General features: G+C 63.9%; 18 protein-coding genes and 1 pseudogene. 7 read left to right on the forward strand and 12 right to left on the reverse strand.

The annotated features are described in order from the left end of the window. Window positions 1–59 precede the first annotated feature (59 nt). From GV368_RS08405 to pilM, 8 genes are all read right to left on the reverse strand, one after another. A complete protein-coding gene (locus GV368_RS08405; protein ID WP_169116206.1) occupies window positions 60–1,178 on the reverse strand; it encodes a deoxyguanosinetriphosphate triphosphohydrolase in 1,119 nt (372 codons plus the stop codon). Window position 1,179: 1 nt separating this feature from the next. Further along, the gene (aroB, locus tag GV368_RS08410) at window positions 1,180–2,259 is read right to left on the reverse strand and encodes a 3-dehydroquinate synthase (protein WP_169116207.1); all 1,080 of its coding nucleotides are present in this window, start codon (window positions 2,257–2,259) and stop codon (window positions 1,180–1,182) included. Further along, window positions 2,252–2,803: a shikimate kinase gene (locus GV368_RS11365; RefSeq protein WP_385916386.1), complete on the reverse strand. Its 552-nt coding sequence runs from the start codon at window positions 2,801–2,803 to the stop codon at window positions 2,252–2,254. The genes aroB and GV368_RS11365 overlap by 8 nt, the downstream gene beginning before the upstream one ends. A 127-nt stretch (window positions 2,804–2,930) precedes the next feature. Continuing rightward, window positions 2,931–5,090: a type IV pilus secretin family protein gene (gene pilQ, locus GV368_RS08420; RefSeq protein ID WP_169116209.1), complete on the reverse strand. Its 2,160-nt coding sequence runs from the start codon at window positions 5,088–5,090 to the stop codon at window positions 2,931–2,933. Further along, window positions 5,087–5,629 carry a pilus assembly protein PilP gene (locus tag GV368_RS08425; RefSeq protein ID WP_142804746.1) on the reverse strand — a complete coding sequence of 181 codons (543 nt, stop codon included), beginning with the start codon at window positions 5,627–5,629 and terminating at the stop codon, window positions 5,087–5,089. Before GV368_RS08425 ends, pilQ begins: the two co-directional genes overlap by 4 nt. Next, window positions 5,626–6,294, reverse strand: coding sequence for a type IV pilus inner membrane component PilO (locus GV368_RS08430; protein ID WP_142808965.1), 669 nt, complete (start codon window positions 6,292–6,294; stop codon window positions 5,626–5,628). Before GV368_RS08430 ends, GV368_RS08425 begins: the two co-directional genes overlap by 4 nt. Then, entirely contained in the window at window positions 6,291–6,878 is a 588-nt protein-coding gene (locus tag GV368_RS08435; protein WP_142808963.1) for a PilN domain-containing protein, read from the reverse strand. Before GV368_RS08435 ends, GV368_RS08430 begins: the two co-directional genes overlap by 4 nt. Next, the gene (gene pilM / locus GV368_RS08440) at window positions 6,875–7,897 is read right to left on the reverse strand and encodes a type IV pilus assembly protein PilM (protein ID WP_169116210.1); all 1,023 of its coding nucleotides are present in this window, start codon (window positions 7,895–7,897) and stop codon (window positions 6,875–6,877) included. The genes GV368_RS08435 and pilM overlap by 4 nt, the downstream gene beginning before the upstream one ends. A gap of 160 nt (window positions 7,898–8,057) precedes the next feature. Here pilM and GV368_RS08445 point away from each other — a divergent pair, with 160 nt between their 5' ends. From GV368_RS08445 to GV368_RS08470, 6 genes are read left to right on the forward strand one after another with little or no spacing between them, the layout of a single operon-like run. Next, window positions 8,058–10,466: a penicillin-binding protein 1A gene (locus tag GV368_RS08445; RefSeq protein WP_206673361.1), complete on the forward strand. Its 2,409-nt coding sequence runs from the start codon at window positions 8,058–8,060 to the stop codon at window positions 10,464–10,466. Between the two features lie 16 nt (window positions 10,467–10,482). Next, a complete protein-coding gene (locus GV368_RS08450; RefSeq protein WP_142808961.1) occupies window positions 10,483–11,049 on the forward strand; it encodes a YqgE/AlgH family protein in 567 nt (188 codons plus the stop codon). Between the two features lie 8 nt (window positions 11,050–11,057). After that, window positions 11,058–11,525, forward strand: coding sequence for a Holliday junction resolvase RuvX (gene ruvX / locus GV368_RS08455; protein WP_169116211.1), 468 nt, complete (start codon window positions 11,058–11,060; stop codon window positions 11,523–11,525). Beyond that, entirely contained in the window at window positions 11,522–12,046 is a 525-nt protein-coding gene (gene pyrR, locus GV368_RS08460) for a bifunctional pyr operon transcriptional regulator/uracil phosphoribosyltransferase PyrR (RefSeq protein ID WP_169116212.1), read from the forward strand. The genes ruvX and pyrR overlap by 4 nt, the downstream gene beginning before the upstream one ends. Beyond that, the gene (locus GV368_RS08465; RefSeq protein ID WP_169116213.1) at window positions 12,024–12,995 is read left to right on the forward strand and encodes an aspartate carbamoyltransferase catalytic subunit; all 972 of its coding nucleotides are present in this window, start codon (window positions 12,024–12,026) and stop codon (window positions 12,993–12,995) included. Before pyrR ends, GV368_RS08465 begins: the two co-directional genes overlap by 23 nt. Further along, on the forward strand, window positions 12,992–14,266 hold the full coding sequence (locus tag GV368_RS08470; RefSeq protein ID WP_169116214.1) for a dihydroorotase: 1,275 nt from the start codon (window positions 12,992–12,994) through the stop codon (window positions 14,264–14,266). Before GV368_RS08465 ends, GV368_RS08470 begins: the two co-directional genes overlap by 4 nt. Here the strand turns inward: GV368_RS08470 and GV368_RS08475 are convergent. From GV368_RS08475 to GV368_RS08490, 4 genes are read right to left on the reverse strand one after another with little or no spacing between them, the layout of a single operon-like run. Beyond that, window positions 14,256–14,573 (reverse strand): DUF167 domain-containing protein, encoded by a 318-nt coding sequence (locus GV368_RS08475; protein WP_169116215.1) that lies wholly within the window; start codon window positions 14,571–14,573, stop codon window positions 14,256–14,258. The genes GV368_RS08470 and GV368_RS08475 overlap by 11 nt on opposite strands. Next, window positions 14,570–15,163, reverse strand: a complete 594-nt coding sequence (locus GV368_RS08480) for a YggT family protein (protein WP_169116216.1) — start codon at window positions 15,161–15,163, stop codon at window positions 14,570–14,572. Before GV368_RS08480 ends, GV368_RS08475 begins: the two co-directional genes overlap by 4 nt. Then, window positions 15,163–15,981 (reverse strand): pyrroline-5-carboxylate reductase, encoded by an 819-nt coding sequence (gene proC / locus GV368_RS08485; RefSeq protein WP_169116217.1) that lies wholly within the window; start codon window positions 15,979–15,981, stop codon window positions 15,163–15,165. Before proC ends, GV368_RS08480 begins: the two co-directional genes overlap by 1 nt. Then, window positions 15,978–16,697, reverse strand: coding sequence for a YggS family pyridoxal phosphate-dependent enzyme (locus GV368_RS08490; protein WP_169116218.1), 720 nt, complete (start codon window positions 16,695–16,697; stop codon window positions 15,978–15,980). Before GV368_RS08490 ends, proC begins: the two co-directional genes overlap by 4 nt. Window positions 16,698–16,975: 278 nt before the next feature. On the opposite strand from GV368_RS08490, the pseudogene GV368_RS08495 reads away from it, so the two are divergent. Beyond that, window positions 16,976–17,809: pseudogene (locus GV368_RS08495) on the forward strand (type IV pilus twitching motility protein PilT); the annotation flags it as partial. Window positions 17,810–17,816 lie beyond the last annotated feature (7 nt).

The following is a 17,816-nucleotide window of genomic DNA, read 5'->3' on the forward strand; positions in this document are numbered from 1 at the left end:
AGATCGGTCGAGGAAAAAATTTATCCCCGACGTGATTGCGGTCAACGCCAGAAAAAACCTCAGAACGCCTCTTCCAGACCGAAAATGCGGCGATGCTCGCGAACGGCATAGCGGTCGGTCATCCCGGCGATGTAATCGGCCAAGGCGCGACGGCCTTCCTCGGCGAAACGGCGCCGGTACCCCTCTGGCAGCAGCGAAGGATCGGCGGCATAGGCGGCGAAGAGCTCACGGATGATGCGCTGCGCCCGGCGGTTCATGTCGACCACCCGCGGATGGCGGTAGAGCTGGAGAAAGAGGAAACGCTTGAGCACTGCGACTTCTTCGCGCATCGCGCTCGAATGCCGCACGAGCGGCGGCGCACGGCGCACGTCTTCGACGCAGGCGGTGTCGGCTTCGACGATGCGCCGCCGGCTCTCCTCGACGAGGTCGAGCACCATGAGCGAAATCATGCGGCGAATCGTTTCATGGATGAGTCGCTTGCGCTCCAAACCCGGATAGCGCGCCTGCACCTCGGCGCGCGTGCGCGCGAAGATCGGCACCGCCTCGAGCGCCTCGAGGGTGATGAGGCCGGAGCGCAGGCCGTCGTCGATGTCGTGGTTGTTGTAGGCGAGCTCGTCGGCGAGGTTGGCGATCTGGGCTTCCAGCGAAGGCCGCAGATCACGGCGAAACCGCTCGGCCACCTCTCCCAGCCGGGCCCAGTGTTCTGGACGGCAGTGCTTCAAAATACCCTCACGCGTCTCGAACATGAGGTTGAGCCCGTCGAATTCGGCGTACTTTTCCTCGAGTTCGTCGACGATGCGCAGCGACTGCAGGTTGTGCTCGAATCCGCCCTCTTCTTTCATGCACTCGTCGAGCGCCTCCTGCCCGGCGTGCCCGAAAGGCGTATGCCCCAGGTCGTGCGCCAAAGTGATCGCCTCGACCAGCACGTCGTTCACGCCGAGCATCTGGGCGATGGAACGGCCGATCTGCGCCACTTCCAGCGAATGGGTGAGCCGCGTGCGAAAGTGGTCCCCGACGTGATTGACGAAGACCTGCGTCTTGTATTCCAGCCGGCGAAAGGCGCTCGAATGCACGATCCGGTCACGGTCGCGCTGGAATTCGCTACGCGGCGCCGCGCTCGGCTCCGGGTGCCGGCGCCCGCGGCTCGCCGCTTCATGGACCGCGTACGGGGCCAGCATCTCAGCTCCTTGCTGCGATCGCGGCGCGCAACACGGATGGCGGCACGTCTGCCGTCACCACCGCCTTGCCGAGCCCTTGGAGCAGGACCAAGCGTAGCCGCCCACCGCTCACTTTCTTGTCGCCGGCCATCCAGTGCAACATCTCATCCACCGGCAAAGCGGGCCCCTGCACCGGCAGGCCAGCCCGGATCAAAAGCCCCTCGATGCGCGCGAGTTCGCTCTCATCGAGCCACCCGAGGCGCAAGGACACCTCGGCCGCCATCAGCATCCCCACGGCCACCGCCTCACCGTGCAGCCAATCGACGTAACCCGTCCCCGTCTCGATCGCATGGCCGAAGGTATGTCCGAGATTGAGCAGGGCCCGTTCGCCGCGCTCGGTCTCGTCGGCTGCGACCACCTCGGCCTTGTTGCGACAGGAACGCTCGATGGCAAAGGCCACCGGCCCCGGCTCCAGCGCGAGCACAGCCTCCATGTGCCCCTCGAGCCAATCGAAGAAGGCGGCATCCCGGATGAGACCGTACTTGATCACCTCAGCAAGCCCCGCGCGCAGCTCGCGCAGCGGCAGGGTCGCGAGCGTGTCGGTGTCGATGAGCACGGCACGAGGCTGATGGAAAGCTCCGATCATATTCTTGCCGCGCGGATGGTTGATCGCCGTCTTGCCGCCCACGGAAGAATCGACCTGCGCGAGGAGCGTGGTGGGCATCTGGACGAAAGGAGCCCCGCGCTGCCAGGTGGCAGCGGCAAAACCCGTCATGTCGCCGACGACGCCTCCGCCCAAGGCGATGAGGGTGGTGGCACGCTCGGCGCGGGTATCGACGAGCGTGTCGTAGACTTTTTCCAGCGTCTGCCAGTTTTTGTACTGTTCCCCGTCGGGCAGCACCACCGAGTCGACGCGCACGGCGTGACGCTCCAGCATGGTCGTTACGCGCTCGAGATAGAGCGGCGCCACCGTCTCGTTCGTGACGAGCACCGCGCGCGGCTGCTCCAGGTGCGGCAACAGCAACTCATGGGCCGTAAGCACGCCGGAGCCGATGAAAATAGGATAGGACCGCTCACCCAGATCGACGGCCAGCTCACGCATCCCCTTCTCCTTGCGCGATCACTGCCCTTTCCCCTCTACCTGACAGGTAGCCGCGTACCGCATCCTCGACGCGCGCGAGCATGGCCGCGGGCTTCATCCGACCGCCATCGACGACGATGTCGGCCGCCTCGCGATAGAGCGGGTCACGCTGGGCATAGAGTTCGAAAATGCGCTGCCGCGGCTGTGGCACCTGCAGCAGCGGCCGATGGCGGTCGTGCCGCAGCCGCTCCCAGAGCACCTCCGGTGGCACGTGCAGATAGACGACGATGCCACGGCGGCGCAGCTGCGCCCGATTCTCCGGCCGCAGCACCACCCCGCCGCCGGTGGCGAGCACGATGTCCTCGCGGCCGAGCAGTTCGGCGAGCAGCCGCGTCTCGCGCTCGCGAAATCCCGCCTCGCCCTCGACGGCGAAGATCGTGGGAATGGAGACGCCGGTGCGCGCCTCCAACTCTTGGTCGCTGTCGATGAAAGCCAGCCCGTGTCGTGCCGCATAAGCGCGCCCGACGGTCGTCTTGCCGGCCCCCATCATTCCGATGAACACGATGGGCTCCACCCGATACGCTCACGTTCGTTGATCGGAATTAGTGTACCGTAAAAAGAGCGGTCATACGGCGTAAAAAAACCCGCCCGTCGGCGACGGGGCGGGTCTTCGCGGAAGAAGGAACGTACGATCAGCGCAGACGCAGATCTTCGGCAATGATACGCGGAGTGAGAAACACCATCAGCTCGGTGCGCTGAGCCGTGTCTGCCTTGTTCCGGAAGAGATTCCCCAGGAGCGGGATGTCACCCAACCCTGGAACCTTATCGACCGAATTGGTTTCGGACTCCTCGAACAGGCCGCCCAGTACGACGGTGCCTCCATTTTCCACGAGTACATCGGTCGTTACCTCTTTCTTCAGGATGGGCGGATTACCCTGAACCGAGCGGGAGAAATCCGCACGATCCTTACGCACGAGCACCTTCATCCGCACTCGCCCGTCGGGCGTGAGCACCGGCGTCACCCGCAGTTCGAGCAACGCCTCCTTGAATTGGACGTCCTGCGTGGTCAAGTTACCCACCGTCGAAGTCGTGGTATAGGGAATCTCGTCGCCAACGGCAATGCGCGCCTCGATGTTGTTCGCCGTCATGATCTTGGGATTGGAGACGATGCGGCTCTTGCCCGTGGCCTCTGCCAGATTCAGTTCCAGGTTGAGGAAACGTGTGGCCGAGCGATTGAAGATCGACAGGGCAAAAGTCGAAAACTGGCCGCCCGGTAGCGAACTCTGCTGGTAGAACGGACGGTTGAAGGGGCCGAAATCAAAACGATCTCCAGAGAAGAGAGGTCGACCACCCGTATTGAGCCGCGCCCCGATCTCCTTGCCGAAATTCGACGACACCTCCAAGATGCGAGCCTCGATCACGACCTGACGCGGCGGTACGTCGATCTGTTTCAGCAGTTCACGCACCGCTTGCAGCCGCTCCTCGACGTCAGTGACGAAGAGCTTGTTGGTCCGAACGTCGTAAGTGGCCATGCCGCGGTCGGAGAGGATTTTTTTGTTGCTGCTGCCACCACCACCCGTGCTCTCGTCCGAGATCATTTGATGGATCTCGGCCGCCGAATGATAATTGATTTGGAAGCTCTCGGTGAGCAACACGCCTTTTTCGATGCTCTGATTGAGCGCCTCGAGTCGTATTTTCTCGTGCTCGGCGAGCTCCTGGGCCGGAGCGACCCAGATGACGTTGCCCTGCTGCCGCTTGTCGAGTTTTTTGTTCTGCAAAATGATGTCGAGGGCCTGATCCCAGGGCACGTCGACCAGGCGCAGCGTGATCGTGCCTTGAACCGTATCGGAGACGACGAGGTTGAAACCGCTGAAGTCGGCCAACACCTGCAGCACGGCGCGTACGTCGATGTTCTGGAAATTGAGAGTGAGCCGCTCGCCCTTGTACTGCGGCCTACCCACGAGCACTTTATTGGGGTCTTCCTGAATTGGCTGGATGTCGATGACGAAGAGCGTATCGGCTTGATAGGCGGTGTGTTGCCAATTCCCCTTGGGTTCGATCACGAGCACGGTGTCCCGCCCTCTGCGCTCGAAACGGAAACTTTGCACCGGCGTGGCGAAATCGGTCACGTCGCTGCGCCGATAGAGCTCCTGCGGCAGAGCCGTTTCGGGAAAGACGATCTCGACACGCTCACCAGCGCGGCGTAGATCCGGCGCGATGTCGGCGGAAGAGAGACGAACCATCACTTTCCCTTCCCCTTCCGGGCCACGACGAAAATCGACCGATACGATGGCAGGGGTGCCTGCGGGCGCCGAGGCAGTCGAACTCGGCACGCCGCCACCGTCGCGCTGATAGGGTGCCAGTGCCTCTTGCGCCGAACTCGTACCCGTACTCGAAGACGCAGTCTGGAGTTCCACCCCCCACCCCCCTGCGACTTGGGTCAAGCGGTACTGCATCGGTTGGGAAAGCGCCAACACCACCCTCAGACGCCCTGCTCCCTCGACCGCGTAGATACGCTCGATGCCACTGCGCTTGATTTCCCTGGAGGGGGCGCCCAACAGATTTTTGGCCTCGGGGAAATCCAGCACGATGCGTGCAGGGCTCGCCAAAGAGAAATGCGCGGGAGCGCCCACCGGCGCGTCGAAGACGAGATCCAGCCGGGCTGCCCCTTCCCCCGACTCGACGAGGGAGACGTCTTTCAGCGCGACCGAGGAGTCCGCGGCAGCCCATCCCTGGGGCGCGTAGCCGGCAAGAAGCGCGAAACAAAGCCCCAAGACGAACGATCCGAGCCAAAGCGCGACAGCATCTCCCTTGGCTGACGCGCACAAAGTGGTATAGCCCATGCGATTCATGGTTTTTCCTCCAGGTTCAATTCTGCCGTCCGCTTGACCCATTGATCGGCCTCCCGCACCATCTCTTCTATCGTGACCTTGGTCTCTTGGATGTTTACGACACGGCCAAAATTCTGGCCGAGATAGGCCCCGACCCCGACGGGATAGACTCCGTCCGGAGCCTCGATCAAAGCCCTGATCTCGCTTCCTTTGCGCAACACGCCCCTTAGCCTGAGTTCAGACAAAGAAAAACGCTCGAGCGGCTCCCGCGGCCGGGTCATGTCGGGTGCCGGCAGACCGCTCCCCGTGGCCGACTTCAGGGCTGGAGGAGCCAGACGACCGGGATCGAAAGGATCGGGCAAATCGTAAGCGGCATACGCGATGGAGGGGAAGGGGTGTACTTCGGGCAAAGGAGGTACCCGCCCTTTCATCCCCTTGGAAGACTCCTGCATCCATTGCTCGATGTCCGCGACCCCGGAAGGAGGCGCTTCCACGCACGCCACCAGCAATGTTGCCGAAATCAAGGCTGGTAGCGTGCTCCGAACGGAGGGAAAATTCATTTCTTCCTCCCTTGTGCCGACGGCTTGGGCTCATTTTTTGGGATTTCGTCTTCGTCGAGATAACGGTAGGTGTGCAAAGTCGCCTCGAACTTCAACCCGGATTCTTTCTGCGGAGAAATCTTCAGATCCCCGAAAGTCACGACACGAGGCATGGACGACACGTCGCTCAGAAAACCGGCAATCTCGTGATAGCCACCATCGAGGACGATCGCCACGGGCATTTCCACGTAGAAGTCGCGCTTGAGCTCATCACCCGGACGAAACAGTTCGAAGCGCAAGCCCCGCTTCAAACCGATTTGATGCACGTCCTGCAACAGGCCGTCCATTTCGGACCTGCTCGGCAACTGCTTGAGCAGGGCACCGAACTGTGCCTCCGCCGTTCGCAGCTGGGCACGATATTCGGGTAGATTGACCGCCTGGCGCTTCTTGGAGAGCCATTGTTCACGCAGCTGTGCTTCCTGAGCCCTGGCTTTTTCGAGCTCCATCGTCTGATCCCCCCAGAAAAACCACCAGGCGCCGGCAACGATCATGACGAAGACGACGATCATGACGAGGAATCGAGGCGCAGGGGGCCAGCGACCAGGGTCTTGCGGATCGAGATCGCGAAACTGGAGAAGCAGGCGATCGAGCGTCTGAGCCAAATCAAACGATGCCGTGCGTTTCATGGCTTACCCTCCCCCGCGTCGGGCGCCCCCATGGTTTCTATCGTCTTTCGATCCATCCGCAGCTGAAGCCCGAAACGAACCACTCGCTGGTTGTTACGGTCCAATCCTACCGTTTCGATCAGACGCACGTCGGTGAGGTAAGGGGAGGATTCGAGGCTTCGCATCGTCTCGGAGACTCGCGCATTCGACTGGGAGATACCGCGCAGGGTCACCAACGCATCGCGGCGCTCGAGCGATTCGAGGAAAGTGGCTTCGGGCAAGCGCCGAGGTAACTCATCAACGAGCAAAACCGGTTCGACCCGACGCGCACGCAAGGACTCGATGACGTTCTTGCGCGCGATGATGCCGTCGATGAGCGCTCGAAGATCTTTGAGTTCTGCCAGCTGCTTGTCGAGTTGGCCGATCTGCTCGGAGAGAAAGCGGTTGCGCCCTTGCTGCCGCTCGATGAGCCCGTCGAGATACAGCGAGCCCATCACTCCGACCAGGATTCCCGCTGCACCGGCCAGGCCCAGATGGACGTAAAAAAGGCGTCGACGGCGTTCTCTGAGCGCTTCGCGCCAAGGCAACAGATTGATGCGAATCACGATTCGAACCTCCGCAGAGCGAGACCGGTGGCGATGATCATCCGCGGCGCATCGACGGGTTGCAAACGATCGCGCAACCGCGGATGAAGGTGGAACCCTTTCCAGGGATCGGCCACTTCCACGGGCACGGCGACCCGCTGCCGGACGGCGTCGGGAAGCATCGGCAGCGCCGCCAAACCCCCGCCCAGGACGACCCCATCGATGTGATCGGACGACTGAGTTGCAAAAAAATATTGCAAGGCGCGAGCGATCTCCTGGGCGAGGGTGTCACAAAACGGCGTCACCACCTGGGAGAGGAGGTCGATCGGCCAGCTCCGCTGCCGCATCATTTGCTCTACTTCCTGGGCGGTTTTCCCGCTGCGACGCATCAGTTCGTGTTCGAGTTGCCTGCCGCCGACGGGCTGGGTACGGTCGAAGATACGTTTGCCGCGATGGAAGATGAGCACTTCCAGGAGGTTCGCGCCGAGATTACAATGCGCCTCGATGCGATTCGACCTTTCCTTTTCTGCATTCCGGAACATCGCCCGCTGCCAGGCGAGCGACGCGACGTCGACCACGGCCGGCTGGGCATCGACGGCGTCGGCGAGCGCAACGAGCTCGTCGACGCGATCTCGCCGCGCGGCGACGATGAAGGTTTCGACGGTATCCTCGATATGCCCGGGTCCCAGCACCTGCCAGTCGAGTGCGACCTCGTCGAGAGAGAAAGGCACGAAGCGGGCCGCCTCCATCATGACGAGCTCTTCGAACTCCCGCTCGCTCTGCATGGCGGCGAGTACCACCGATTTCATCATGACGACCGAGTCGGGCAGTGCGAAGGCCAGACGCTCCTTCCCTTTTCCGTGCATATCGAGCGCGCGACGCAGCGCACCGACCACCGCGTCGAAATCGACCAAGGCATTGTCCACCATGGCCCCTTCTTTCAAAGCGACGATGGCAGACTGCTCTATTTGCGGGGCATCGGCCGTACCCGACAATTCGAGGGTTTTCACTGCCGAGGCCGACAGGTCGATGCCGATCAAACTGCCGCTTCCCCCGTTCCCGAACCCAAAAATCTGCTTCAAGTCCATCCGTCGTCCCCCTGCAGCCACGGCATGCACCCATCCAAGGTGCGAGGATTATAATCGGCATATCATGCAAACGACAACGTCCTTTCGCTCGGTATAATCAAAAAATTCTCTGATGGACATCCTCATGCCTTGGGTAAAATCCCTGCTCGTCGTCCTACTGGCCTTGATTGCCACTGCTTTTGGCGTCATCGCCACCACGGCTGCGCTGGCCTGGCAGAAACTTCCCGAGCTCGATCAGATCCTCGACTACCAGCCGAAAATACCTCTGCGCGTCTATTCCGCCGAAGGGGAGCCGCTGGCCGAGTTCGGAGAGGAAAGACGGGTGGTCTTGAACGTGCATGTCGTGCCCGAACATCTCAAGCTGGCCATACTCGCCGCCGAAGACGAACGCTTCTACGAACACCCGGGCGTCGACGTGGTGGGCATCGCGCGCGCTGCCTTGGTCAATTTCGTGCGCGGCGGGAGGGCACAAGGCGCTTCCACCATTACCATGCAGGTGGCGCGCAATTTTTACCTCTCGCGTGAAAAGACCTTCAACCGCAAGTTTTACGAAATCCTGCTCGCCTTCAAGATCGAGCGCGAACTCACCAAAGATCAGATCCTAGAGCTCTACCTCAACCAGATCTATCTCGGCCAGCGCGCCTACGGATTTGCCGCCGCTGCTCGTACCTATTTCGGCAAGCCCGTGCAGGAGCTCTCGCTGGCCGAGGCCGCACTGCTCGCCGGACTGCCCAAGGCTCCTTCGCTGCTCAACCCCCTGCGTAATCCCGAAGCATCCAAAAGACGTCGTGAATACGTGCTCTCTCGCATGCTCGACGCGGGGTTCATCGACCAAGCGCAATATGAAACCGCGAGAGCCGAGCCGATCGTGCTCGTACAAGACCGCTCCCGTAGAGATCCCGCTGCCATCAATGACAATGGCACTGGCCAGTACGTGGCCGAGATGGCCCGGCTCTTTGCGCTGGAACGTTTCGGAGAGGCGGCCTACACCGCCGGCATCCGGATTTTCACCACGATTCGTATCGAAGACCAGCGCGCGGCCGAGGCCGCCGTGCGACATGGCCTGCTGGCCTATGATCGGCGACACGGCTATCGCGGACCAGAAGGCTGGATCGCGCCCGAGGCCATCACCGAAGAGGATTGGGACGCACTCGACGCCCAGCTCTCCGGTTTCCCCGATCTACCCGATGCGCTGGCGGCCGTCGTAGTGGAAGCGAATGAGCGTAAGCTCGTCGTTTGGCGGCACGGCCAAACCATCGAATTCACCGGCAAAGCGCTCGATTTCGTACGCAGTAACATCGGAACCAAGATACCCGAAGCGAAACGGCTGCGTCCGGGTGCGATCGTACGTATCCGCGCACTTCCCGAAGGACGATGGGAATTGACGCAAATTCCCGAAGCCCAGGCCGCGCTCATATCGATCGACGCCGATACCGGCGCCGTGCGCGCGCTCGTGGGCGGCTACGACTTCAGTCTCACCAAATTCAACCACGCCACTCAAGGTCAGCGTCAGCCGGGCTCTTCGTTCAAACCCTTCATCTACTCCGCCGCACTCGAGAAAGGCTGGGGGCCGGGCAGCTGGGTCGAGGACGAACCCATCAGCTTTTCTGCCGAAGTCACTGGCAGCAAAGACTGGGAACCCAAGAACTATGACAATCGTTATGAAGGATGGATGAGACTGCGGGATGCAGTCGCCAAATCCAAGAACGTCGTAGCCGTCCGCGTGCTCAATGACATCACGACGGGATACGCCCAGCAGTGGCTCACCCGTTTCGGTCTGGACCCGGCCAAGCACCCCCCCTATCTCGCAATGGCGCTGGGATCGGGCAGCGCGACCCCCTGGGAGATGGCACGCGCCTACGCGGTCTTCGCCAACGGGGGTTACCTCGTCGAACCCTACTTCATCCAGGAGATCCGCGACGCCCAGGGGAACCTCCTGCTTCGCGTACAACCCAAGGTTGCCGCACGGGATGCTCCGCGCGTCCTCTCGGAGCGCAATGCCTGGTTGATGGACTCGCTCCTGCGCAGCGTGGTCGAACGCGGCACCGCCACCGCCGCGCGCAAACTCAAACGCTCGGACTTGGCCGGCAAGACCGGTACCACCAACAACCAGGTCGACACCTGGTTTGCCGGCTATCAACCCAAGATCGTCGCCGTGAGCTGGCTCGGTTTCAGCCAGCCGCGCTCGCTCGGTCGCGCAGAGACGGGGGGGCGCGCGGCGCTTCCGATCTGGATCGAGTACATGGAGACAGCACTGCGAGGCCAACCCGAAGTCAAACGCCCCATGCCCGAAGGCATCTCGACCGTGCTACTCGGCGACGTGCCCGAATATCATTACAGTGAATTCCCACCCCCCGAGCCCTATCCACCGATGCCCGAATTCCCCGAATTCCTGTACGAGCATCCCGCCGCAAACGACACGAGTGAAGATCCTCTCTACGACCTCATTCGGCAACGAAGGCTACCGCAACCCGTGGAACCGAGGCACGCACCGATCCTGGAACGTCCATTCCTGAACTGAATGCTAGAATCCGCCCATGAAGAAAACCAGCATGAGCCTCAAACACCACTTTCTGATCGCCATGCCTGACATGGCCGATCCCAACTTTGCCCAGACGGTGGTCTACCTCGCCGAGCACTCCGACGAAGGGGCCATGGGCGTGATCATCAATCGCCCCACCGAAATCACGCTCGGCACGCTCTACGAACGCATCGACCTGCCTGCCCCCGCCCCTGATGTGGCCGTCCGACCGGTCTTCTTCGGCGGACCGGTGGCCACCGAGCGTGGTTTCGTCCTGCACCGCCCCGGCGGTTCATGGCACGGCACCACCGTCTTGCCCCATGGCCTAGCGCTCACCAGCTCACGCGACGTACTGCAAGCGATCGGCGAAGGCAAAGACCCTCACGATTTCCTCGTCGTGCTGGGGCACGCCGGCTGGGCACCCGGTCAGCTCGAGCAAGAGCTCGCGCAAAACGCCTGGCTCAGCGTCCCTGCCGATCCGGACTTGATCTTTGGCGTGGACCCGGCGCTACGCTATGAAGCCGCCCTCGCACTCTTGGGCGTTGCGCTACACCACCTCGTCGTCCATTCCGGACACGGCTGATACCGCCCATGTCTTCGCCGATGATCCCGCACCGCGGAACCGTGCTCGCATTCGACTACGGCCTCGCACGTACAGGCATCGCCCAGGGCGAGCTCGAGACCCGGATTGCCATGCCACTCGCGGTGCTCGAATCCACCGATGAGTCGTTTTTCTTCTCTGCCATCGCATCGCTGCTCGCAGAATGGCATCCGGTGCTGCTCGTGGTTGGCCGTCCAGGTGAAAACCAGGAGCACGCATTTGGACTGCGCTGCGAGCGCTTCGCCCGCCGCCTGCACGGCCGTCACCGCCTACCCGTCGTGCTGGTCGACGAATCCCTCTCCTCGTGCCTCGCCGAACGCCAGCTCGTAGAAATCGGCCGACGCGACTGGCGACACCGCAAGCCGGTACGCGATGCCCTCGCCGCGAGCGTCATCCTGCAAAGTTTCTTCGACGGTGCCCCCTGGCGCGACCCCCTCGCCTCCAAGGAGCCCGCATGAACCCGATACCCGAGGCAGAACGCCTCTACGCGACGCTGCGCGAACGGCTCGCTTCCGACATCGACCACTTCGACGCGCTGGTGGGCATCCACTCCGGCGGAGCCTGGCTCGCCGAGCGGCTGCAGCGCGAGCTCGCTCCTACCAAGGCGCTCGGCAGCATCGACGTCTCGTTTTACCGCGACGACCTCGCCCAACGGGGTCTGGGGCGCTCGCGCGTGCGCGCCTCCCACATCCCTTTCCCGGTGCAGGATGCGCGGATCCTGCTCGTCGATGACGTGCTCTACACGGGTCGCACGGTACGCGCGGCGATCAACGAGCTCTTCGACTACGGCCGCCCGGCGCGCGTGGAGCTCGCCGTGCTCGTCGATCGTGGCGAGCGGGAGCTCCCCATCTGCGCGCGTTACGTGGCCCATACCCTGCCCCAGCCGCTGCCCGCCGGCGAGCGGCTCGAACTCGCCCGCGACGAAGCGGGCCTCTTCACCCTCCGGACCCTGCGCGATGAGCCACCCACAACTCGATGAACATGGCCGCTTGCAGCATCTCCTGAGCCTCGACGGACTGCCGCGCGAAGTGCTGCTCCAGATCCTCGACATGGCCGAACCTTTCCTCGAAGTCACCGAGCGTGAGGTAAAGAAAGTACCCTTGCTGCGCGGCAAGAGCGTCTTCAACCTCTTCTTCGAAAACTCCACCCGCACGCGTACCACCTTCGAGATCGCCGCCAAGCGTCTGTCGGCCGACGTCATCAACCTCAACGTCAGCACGAGCTCCACCACCAAGGGCGAATCCCTGCTCGACACCATCGACAACCTCTGCGCGATGAACGCCGACATGTTCGTCGTCCGCCACGCGAGCAGCGGCGCGCCCTTCCTCATCGCCCGCCACCTGCGCGAGCGCGGCCTCGAGCACGTCCACGTGGTCAATGCCGGCGACGGACGCTACGCCCACCCCACCCAGGGGCTGCTCGACATGTACACCATCCGGCACTACAAGAAAGATTTCTCGCGGCTGACGGTGGCCATCGTCGGCGACGTGCTCCACTCGCGCGTGGCCCGCTCCGAGATCGCCGCGCTCACCACCCTGGGCGTGGGCGAGCTGCGCGTGATCGGCCCCAAGACACTGCTACCCGTAGGGCTCGAACAGTTCGGCGCCCGGGTCTTTCACGACCTGCGCCAGGGCTTGCGCGACGTGGACGTCGTCATGATGCTGCGCTTGCAAAACGAGCGCATGAAAGGGGCCTTGCTGCCCTCGAAGGAAGAGTATCACCAACGTTTCGGGCTCACGCCCGAGAAACTCGCGCTCGCCAAGCCCGACGCCATTGTCATGCACCCGGGGCCCCTCAACCGCGGCATCGAAATCGACTCGTCCGTGGCCGACGGCCCTCGGTCGGTGATCCTTCCCCAAGTCACTTTCGGCATCGCCGTGCGCATGGCGGTGATGAGCCTGCTCGCCGGACAAGGAGCCCAAGCATGAGAGTGCGCATCCGCGGCGCCCGCCTCGTCGATCCCCGTCGCCGCCAGGAAGAGTTCGCCGATCTGCTGATCGCCGACGGACGCATCGTCGGCCGTGGCCCGGCCCCGGATTTCCACGCCGATCAGACGATCGAGGCCGAAGGGCTGGTCGTCTGCCCCGGCCTCATCGACACCTTCGCGCGCTTGCGCGAGCCGGGGTTCGAGTATCGCGCCACGCTCGCCTCCGAGCTCGAGGCTGCCGTCGGCGGCGGCATCACCCGGGTGGTCACTCCGCCCGACACCGATCCTCCGCTCGACGAAGCCGGCCTCGTCGAGATGCTGCGTTTCCGCTCCGAGGCGTTGGGGCTCGCCCGCGTGTACCCGGTGGGCGCACTCACGCTGGGACTCAAAGGCGAGCGCCTCGCGGAAATGGTGCTCCTCACTGAAGTCGGCTGCGTCGCCCTGGGTCAGGCCGACGTGCCCATCGCCGATACCCTCTCGCTCTTTCGCGCATTCCAGTACGCCGCGACCTTCGATCTCCCCGTATGGCTCACCGCCTCCGACCCCTGGCTCGCGGCCGCCGGCTGTGCCCACGATGGGGAAGTGGCCGCCCGCCTAGGCCTGCCGGGAATTCCCGCCTGCACCGAGACCATCGCCCTGGCGCGGCTCCTGGAGCTCGCCCGTGCCACCGGGGTGCGGCTGCACGTGCAGCACCTCTCGAGCGCCGCTTCGCTGCCGCTGCTCGCCCAGGCGAAAGCCTCGGGGCTGCCCGTGAGCGCCAGCGTCTCGGCGCTGCACCTTGCCTGCAGCGAACACGACATCGGGCACTTCGACACCCACACACACGTGATCCCCCCGTTGCGCAGCCAGGCCGACCGCGCGGCGCTCGCCCAGGCCGTGGCCGAAGGACTGATCGACGTGATCGATTCGAACCACACCCCGGTCGACGACGACGCCAAGGCCGTCCCCTTTGCCGAGAGCGAACCCGGTGCGACTGGGCTGGAGCTGCTGCTGCCGCTCACGCTTGCCTGGGGACGCGAGCAAGGGCTTGGACTTGCCGAAGCGCTCGCCCCCATCACCGACCATCCTGCCCGGCTCCTCGGCATGGAAGACACGGGACATCTCGGAGAAGGCGCGGTGGCCGACCTCTGCCTCTTCGACCCACAAGCCCGCTGGCAGGTCACGCCCGAGTCGCTCGCAAGCCTCGGGAAGAACACGCCGCTCTTGGGGCAAACGGTGCAAGGGCGCGTGGTGGCCACTCTGGTAGGCGGCCGACCGGTCTTCAGTCGCTGAGCGCCGGCGAAGCAATCGTCGCGAGCCGCGCCGCCACCGCCTGCGGATCCGGGGTGGCGATGCGCACGCGCTTGGTGCGGCTCGCTTCCCCCTGCAGGATCTCGATGGCCGAACGCGGCACGCCGCAGAATTCGGCCAGAAAGCGCACGAGCGCCTCGTTCGCCTTCCCTTCCACGGCAGGCGCGGCCACGCGCAGCTTCAGCGCGCCGCCATGGCATCCCGCCCACTGGCTGCGTTTGGCGCCCGGCTGAACGTGCAGCCTCACCACCAAGGCCTCGCGCTCGAGGCGGATCGGCGCCTCGCTCATCCCATCCCGCCACCGAGCAACAGCCGCACCAGCAGGAATCGCATCTGCCCGCCGGCGATCGCCAGCACCTGCAGCAGCAACAAAAAGACCAGAGGGCTCAGATCAATGCCGCCGATCGTGGGCACGATTCTGCGTATGGGATAGAGCCAGGGTGCGACGATCGCCTCGGCCAGCGCCGCGGCCGGAGCATGGGGGTTGACCCAGCTCAAAACCGCCGCGAAAAGGACGGCGAAAAAGAGGAGATATCCCAGCACGTAGAACGTCTCGAGTAGCCCCCCAAGCACCACCAAACCGACGAGGCCACCCAGCGGCAGGAGCGCGAGCTGACCGAACACTGCCATCTTCAGCAGCACGAAGAGCGACTGCGTCGCCCAGGCCAGACCCAGGCTCACCACGTCCCAGCGCATGCGCGGCCTCAAGGCGCGGCGCAGCGGCAACACCGCCCAATCGGTGAGCGTGAGGACGAAACGGCCCAGCGGGGTGTAGAAAGAGATGCGCTGCGCCTGCATCAGCACCCGCAGCCAGAGCACAGCGGTGAAGGCCTGCGCGAGTGTGCCGAATACCAGGTCGAAGAGCTGCTGTCCCATCATCACGGCGCCTCGCCCAGCTGCCGCGCGAGTTCCTGGCTGCGCGCATGAGCGGCAAACACCGCCTCGCGGATGGCTTCGGCAAACCCGCGTTCATTCAAGCGCACCAGCGCCGCCTCCGTCGTTCCGCCCTTGGACGTCACGTTCTCGCGCAGGCGCGACAGCGGCTCCTCGCTCTCCTGGGCGAGCCGCACCGCGCCGGCGGCCGTGGCCTGCGCCAAACGGCGGGCAGTGGCAGCGTCGAACCCCAGCGCTTCGCCCGCAGCCTGCAAGGCTTCGAGAAAGGCGAAGACGTAGGCCGGGCCGCTGCCGGAGAGTGCGGTGATCGCGTCGATTTTGCCTTCCTCTTCGACCCAGAGCACCTCGCCCACCGCTGCCATGATGCGCTCGGCCTCCTCACGCCCCAGCGTATCGACGCTCGGGTCGGCGTAGAGTCCCGTGACACCGGCTCCCACCAGGGCGGGCGTATTGGGCATGGCGCGCACGAGCCGCCTATGGCCGCCGAGCCAGCGTCCGATCACGCCCAGCGGCAAACCCGCGGCGATACTCAGCACCAGGATCCGCCCCAGGCGGCCGGCGAGCGGAGCCACGGCCTCGCGCAGATGCTGGGGCTTGACCGCCAACACGATCACGTCGGTCTCAAACCAGGCATCGTCGAGCACCGGCTGCGCCGCCACGCCGAAGCGCGCTTCCAGCGTCCGGCAGCGCACCGCGTCGGGATCCATCACCTGGACCCCGCGCGCACTCGCTATCTGGCGCGCCAACAAACCGCCGATCAGGGCCTCGGCCATGCGGCCGCCGCCAAGAAAACTGATTCTCATGGTTTCTTCCTCTCCCCGAAAATCGCCGTCCCCAGGCGCACGTGCGTCGCTCCCTCCTCGATGGCGAGGGTGAAATCGCCCGACATGCCCATCGAGAGCACGTCGAGCTCGAGCCCCCTCGCGCGCAGCTCCTCCAGACAATGACGCAGCGTCCGGAAACGCGCACACAGCACAGCCTCGTCGGAAGTCGGCTCCGGAATGCACATCAGACCGCGCAGGCGCAGACCAGGCAATGCCGCCACCGCCTGCGCGAGCGCCGGCACCTCGGCCGGTGCCACGCCGGACTTGCTCGCTTCGCCGCTCACATTGACCTGCAGCAGCACCTGCAGCGGCCCCAAGGCGGCCGGGCGCTGCGTCGCCAGCCGCTCGGCCACTTTCAGGCGATCGACGGAATGCACCCAGGCGAAGTGTTCGGCGATGGCCCGCGTCTTGTTGCTCTGGATGGGGCCGATGAAATGCCACTCGAGCGGCAGGACCGAGAGCGCCTCGACCTTAGCCACGCCTTCCTGTACGTAGTTCTCGCCGAAGACCCGCTGCCCGCAGGCAAAGGCCGCGCGCACGGCTTCCGGCGGCTGAGTTTTCGACACCGCCACGATCGTCACCGAACCGGGAGGACGCCCGGCGCGCACCTCGGCCTCGGCCACGCGCGCACGCAACGCATCGAGCCGATGACACAAAAACTCCTCGCGATGCGGCGAATCCGCTACAATCGTCATTCCGAGGCCATACTCCGAGTCCAAGACCGCATCGAGTATAGCATCGCCGCCGTCCGCCTCCCAGGAGATCGTATGGACATCACCGAACTGCTCGCCTTCTCCGTCAAGAACAAGGCCTCCGACCTCCACCTCTCCGCCGGCATGCCGCCAATGCTGCGCATCAACGGTGACATCCGGCGCATCAACCTGCCCACGCTCACCGATGCCGACGTCAAGGCGCTCGTCTACGACATCATGAACGATGCGCAGCGCAAGAACTTCGAGGAGCATCTGGAGGAGGATTTTTCCTTCGAAGTTCCCGGTGTCCCCGCTTCCGCGTCAATGCGTTCATGCAGGACCGCGGCATGGGAGCGGCCTTTCGCACCATCCCGAGCAAAGTTCTCACCTTGGAGGATCTCTCCGCCCCCCCCGTGTTCAAGACCATCTGTGATCAACCCCGCGGCATCGTGCTCGTCACCGGTCCGACCGGCTCGGGGAAATCGACCACCTTGGCGGCGATGCTCGATTACATCAACACCCATCAACCGGTCCATATCCTCACCATCGAAGATCCCATCGAATTCGTCTACGAGCCGAAGAAAGCCCTCATCAACCAGCGCGAGGTACACCGCGACACCCATTCTTTCGAGAATGCGCTGCGCTCGGCGCTGCGCGAAGACCCGGACGTGATCCTGGTCGGCGAAATGCGTGACATCGAAACCATCCGGCTCGCGCTCACCGCGGCCGAGACCGGCCACCTCGTTTTCGCCACCTTGCACACCTCTTCGGCCGCCAAGACGATCGACCGGATCGTCGACGTCTTCCCCGCCACCGAGAAAGAGATGGTGCGATCAATGCTTTCCGAATCCCTGCGCGCCGTCATCTCGCAAGTGCTACTCAAGCGCAAGGACGGTACCGGCCGCGTGGCGGCACATGAAATCATGATCGCCAACGCCGCCATCCGCAACCTCATCCGCGAGAACAAGGTGGCCCAGATGTACTCCATCATCCAGACCAATCAGGCCATCGGCATGCAGACGCTGGATCAGTGCCTCATGGAGCTGGTGCGCCAGCAGGTGATCTCGGTCGACGACGCCCGGTCGGTGGCGCAGAACAAGGATCAGTTCCGCTAAGGACCGT

This window comes from Tepidiphilus baoligensis, assembly GCF_012911495.1.
Lineage (GTDB): Bacteria > Pseudomonadota > Gammaproteobacteria > Burkholderiales > Rhodocyclaceae > Tepidiphilus > Tepidiphilus olei.